The sequence below is a fragment of the Pseudomonas sp. genome, from assembly GCF_050739655.1.
In the GTDB taxonomy this organism is placed as follows: Bacteria; Pseudomonadota; Gammaproteobacteria; order Pseudomonadales; family Pseudomonadaceae; genus Aquipseudomonas.
This window is the reverse complement of sequence record NZ_JBOIBY010000176.1, coordinates 1-3676: the sequence shown is the minus strand read 5'-3', so window position 1 is coordinate 3676 and position 3676 is coordinate 1. Positions and strand designations below refer to the sequence as shown.

Annotated in this window: 2 protein-coding genes and 1 pseudogene; all 3 read left to right on the top strand. The window is 60.5% G+C overall.

Going from position 1 to position 3676, the window contains the following annotated elements; genetic code table 11:
- Positions 1-153 precede the first annotated feature (153 nt).
- Positions 154-2091 carry an acetate--CoA ligase gene (gene acs, locus ACRESJ_RS08560; protein ID WP_431757523.1) on the top strand — a complete coding sequence of 646 codons (1938 nt, stop codon included), beginning with the start codon at positions 154-156 and terminating at the stop codon, positions 2089-2091.
- A 103-nt stretch (positions 2092-2194) separates the two neighbouring features.
- Positions 2195-3067: an oxygenase MpaB family protein gene (locus ACRESJ_RS08555; RefSeq protein ID WP_431757522.1), complete on the top strand. Its 873-nt coding sequence runs from the start codon at positions 2195-2197 to the stop codon at positions 3065-3067.
- Positions 3068-3237: 170 nt separating this feature from the next.
- Positions 3238-3676, top strand: a pseudogene (locus ACRESJ_RS08550) (class I SAM-dependent rRNA methyltransferase); the annotation flags it as partial.

Here is a 3676-nt window from a genome sequence, read left to right as displayed (position 1 = left end):
GCCGAAGGCTGCGATCTTTTGATCTTCAAGCAAAATCAAAAGATCGCAGCCTTCGGCAGCTCCTACGAGGGTCGCACAGCTCCCCTCTTGAACCCTCAGGGCACTCGGCGCATCTTTATTGCTTGTTGCCAACAACAAGAATAAGGAACCGTCATGTTCGATATCAGCACGTTCCCCAAAGCCGATGCCGTCCGCCGGGCTGCACAACTGAGTCAAGACGACTATCACCGCCTGTACCGTGAATCCATCGAACACCCCAGTCAGTTCTGGGCTGAACAGGCCACCCGCTTCCTCGACTGGAGCGCACCGTGGCAAACCGTCCAGCGCTATGACCTCAAGACCGGTGAAGCCAGTTGGTTTGCCGGAGCAAAGTTGAACGTCAGCTACAACTGCATCGATCGACACTTGGAAAAACGCGGCGATCAAACCGCGATCATCTGGGAAGGCGACGACCCCGCAGAGTCCACCCAGATCACCTACAAAAAACTTCATCACAACGTCTGCCGCCTGGCCAACGTGCTGAAAAGCCGTGGCGTGAAAAAAGGCGATCGTGTGTGCATCTACATGCCGATGATCCCCGAAGCCGCGTACGCCATGCTCGCCTGCACGCGCATCGGTGCGGTGCATTCGGTGGTGTTCGGCGGATTTTCCCCCGACTCGCTGCGCGACCGTATTCTCGATGCCGATTGCCGTACGGTGATCACCGCCGACGAGGGCGTGCGCGGCGGCAAGTTCGTGCCCCTCAAGCAGAACGTCGACAAGGCTCTGCAAAGCTGTCCGAACGTCAGCACAGTGGTTGTGGTTGAGCGCACACAAAACCAGGTGACATGGGTGGAGGGCCGGGACATCTGGTATCACCATGCGCTGCGCGACGTCAGCGACGACTGCCCGCCTGAGCCGATGGATGCCGAAGACCCACTGTTCATCCTCTACACCTCCGGCAGCACCGGCAAACCCAAAGGCGTGTTGCACACCACGGGTGGCTACCTGCTGCAAGCGGCAATGACCTTCAAGTACGTGCTCGACTACCGCGACGGCGAAGTGTTCTGGTGTACGGCCGACGTCGGCTGGGTCACTGGCCACAGCTACATCGTCTACGGTCCGCTGGCCAATGGCGCCACCACGTTGATCTTCGAAGGCGTGCCGAACTATCCGACCACCTCGCGCTTCTGGCAGGTGATCGACAAACACAAAGTGAACATTTTCTACACCGCGCCCACGGCCCTGCGCGCCCTGATGCGTGAAGGCCCCGAACCCTTGAAGGAAACTTCCCGCGCCAGCGTCAGGCTGCTCGGCACGGTCGGTGAGCCAATCAACCCGGAAGCGTGGGAATGGTACTTCCATACGGTGGGCGAAGAGCGTTGCCCCATCGTCGATACCTGGTGGCAGACCGAAACCGGCGGCATCATGCTCAGCCCGTTGGTGAGTGCACAACGGATCAAACCCGGCAGTGCCACACAACCGATGTTCGGCGTGCAACCGGTATTGCTCGACGAACAAGGCAAGGAGATCAAAGGCGCCGGCAGCGGTGTACTGGCGATTAAGTCCAGTTGGCCTGCGCAGATCCGTACGGTCTATGGCGATCCGAAACGGATGGTCGACACCTATTTCAAACCCTACCCCGGCTACTACTTCACCGGTGACGGCGCCCGTCGCGACGAAGATGGCGACTACTGGATCACCGGTCGTATCGACGATGTGATCAACGTGTCCGGACACCGCATTGGCACCGCCGAAGTGGAAAGCGCCCTGGTGCTGCATGACAGCATCGCCGAGGCCGCCGTGGTCGGTTACCCACATGACGTCAAGGGTCAGGGTATCTATGCCTTCGTCACGCCCATGAATGGCGCCGAAGCTGGCGATGATTTGAAGAAAGAGTTACTGGCGCTGGTCACCAAGGAAATCGGCAGTTTCGCCAAACCGGACTTGATCCAATGGGCACCCGCGTTACCAAAAACCCGTTCGGGCAAGATCATGCGGCGCATTCTGCGCAAGATCGCCTGCGACGAACTCGATAGCCTGGGGGATACGTCGACCCTGGCCGACCCGAGCGTGGTGCAAGGCTTGATCGACAAACGCCTCAATATGTAGGAGCGAGCTTGCTCGCGAAAAACGCCGACGCGCCGCGTATTTTCAGGAAGCATGTGTTATCGTTAACGCCCTTCGCGAGCAAGCTCGCTCCTACAGAGAGCCCATGGAATTCATCCGCACCCGTATTGAAACCCAGATCATGAGCCTGACCGGCCTGTCCCTGGGCAAGCTCGACCTGGAGAACCCCAAGGGTGATCCAGGCTTGTTCGGGCCTGACTCCGTAAGCTGGCAAGTTCACGGTGACTTCAGCAGCATGCTCATCGGTGGCATCAGCGCTCTGATGCTGCAGGCGCTGCATCCGTTGGCACTGGCCGGCGTGTGGGACCACTCGAATTTTCGCGAGGACATGCTCGGCCGGCTTCGACGCACCGGGCAGTTCATCTCCGGCACCACCTTCGGCTCGCGGCGAGATGCCGACTGGCTGATCGAAAAAGTGCGCACCATTCACCTGCAAGTGACCGGCACCGCGCCAGACGGCCGCCCCTACGCCGCCAGTGATCCCGAACTGCTGACCTGGGTGCATGTGGCCGAAGTCAGCAACTTTCTCGCCGCGCATTTGCGCTATCGCAACCCACATTTGTCGCCTGCCGACCAAGACCGCTATTACGCGGAAATCGCGCTGGTCGCCGAACGCCTGGGTGCCCGTGACGTACCCCGCTCCCGGCAGGAAGTTTCCGATTATCTTGAGCGCATCAGGCCGCAACTGCTGTGTGACGATCGCAGTCGCGAAGTGCTGCGCCTATTGTTGAACGCTCCGTCCCCGAGCCGCCTGGCCAGGCCTTTTGGCGGACTGATGATGCAGGCGGGAATCGACTTGTTGCCGGATTGGGCCAGCGATCTGCTTGGCGTCAGCCAGAGCCCGCTGCAACGCAAGCTGATCCGCGCCAGCGTCAATCGCAGCGCGCCCATGTTGCGCTGGGCAGTGCGCAATGGCTCGGTGCAGCGCGCCAAGCGGCGGATGGGGCTGTTGACCTGACTGAAAGCATCGCGAGCAGGCTCGCTCCCACATTGTGTGTATGGCGTATGCAAAATGTGCAATCGACAAAAACCCTTGTGGGAGCGGGCTTGCTCGCGAAGGCAGCGCCTCGATCTCGCACCAAAACTGTTAAACTCCCGCGCCCAATTCCCTCCTGCAAGGCGCCCAGCATGTCTTCCTTGAATCAGGCGCTGCGCGCCGCCCTCGATCAACGCCAGGACCTGCTTGCCGAACTGCACCAGCAAGGCACCGATTGCTATCGCCTGTTTCACGGCAGCCAGGAAGGTGCCGGAGGCCTGACCATCGACCGTTACGGCCCGCAGTTGCTGGTGCAAAGTTTCCACCAGCCACTGGAACGCGAGACGCTGCTGCAACTGCACGAAGCGATCAATCAACACCTGGGTTTTGCCACCCTGCTGGTCTACAACGACCGCTCCCGAGGCAACTCGCGCATCGATCGCGAAGACATCGTCTACCGTGCCGACGAAGCCGCCCTGCAAGACCTGGTCGGCCACGAATGGGGCCTGAACTATCGGGTGCGCGGTCGCCACGCCGGACAGGACCCGCTGCTGTTCCTCGACCTGCGCAACACCCGCGGCTGGGTCAAGG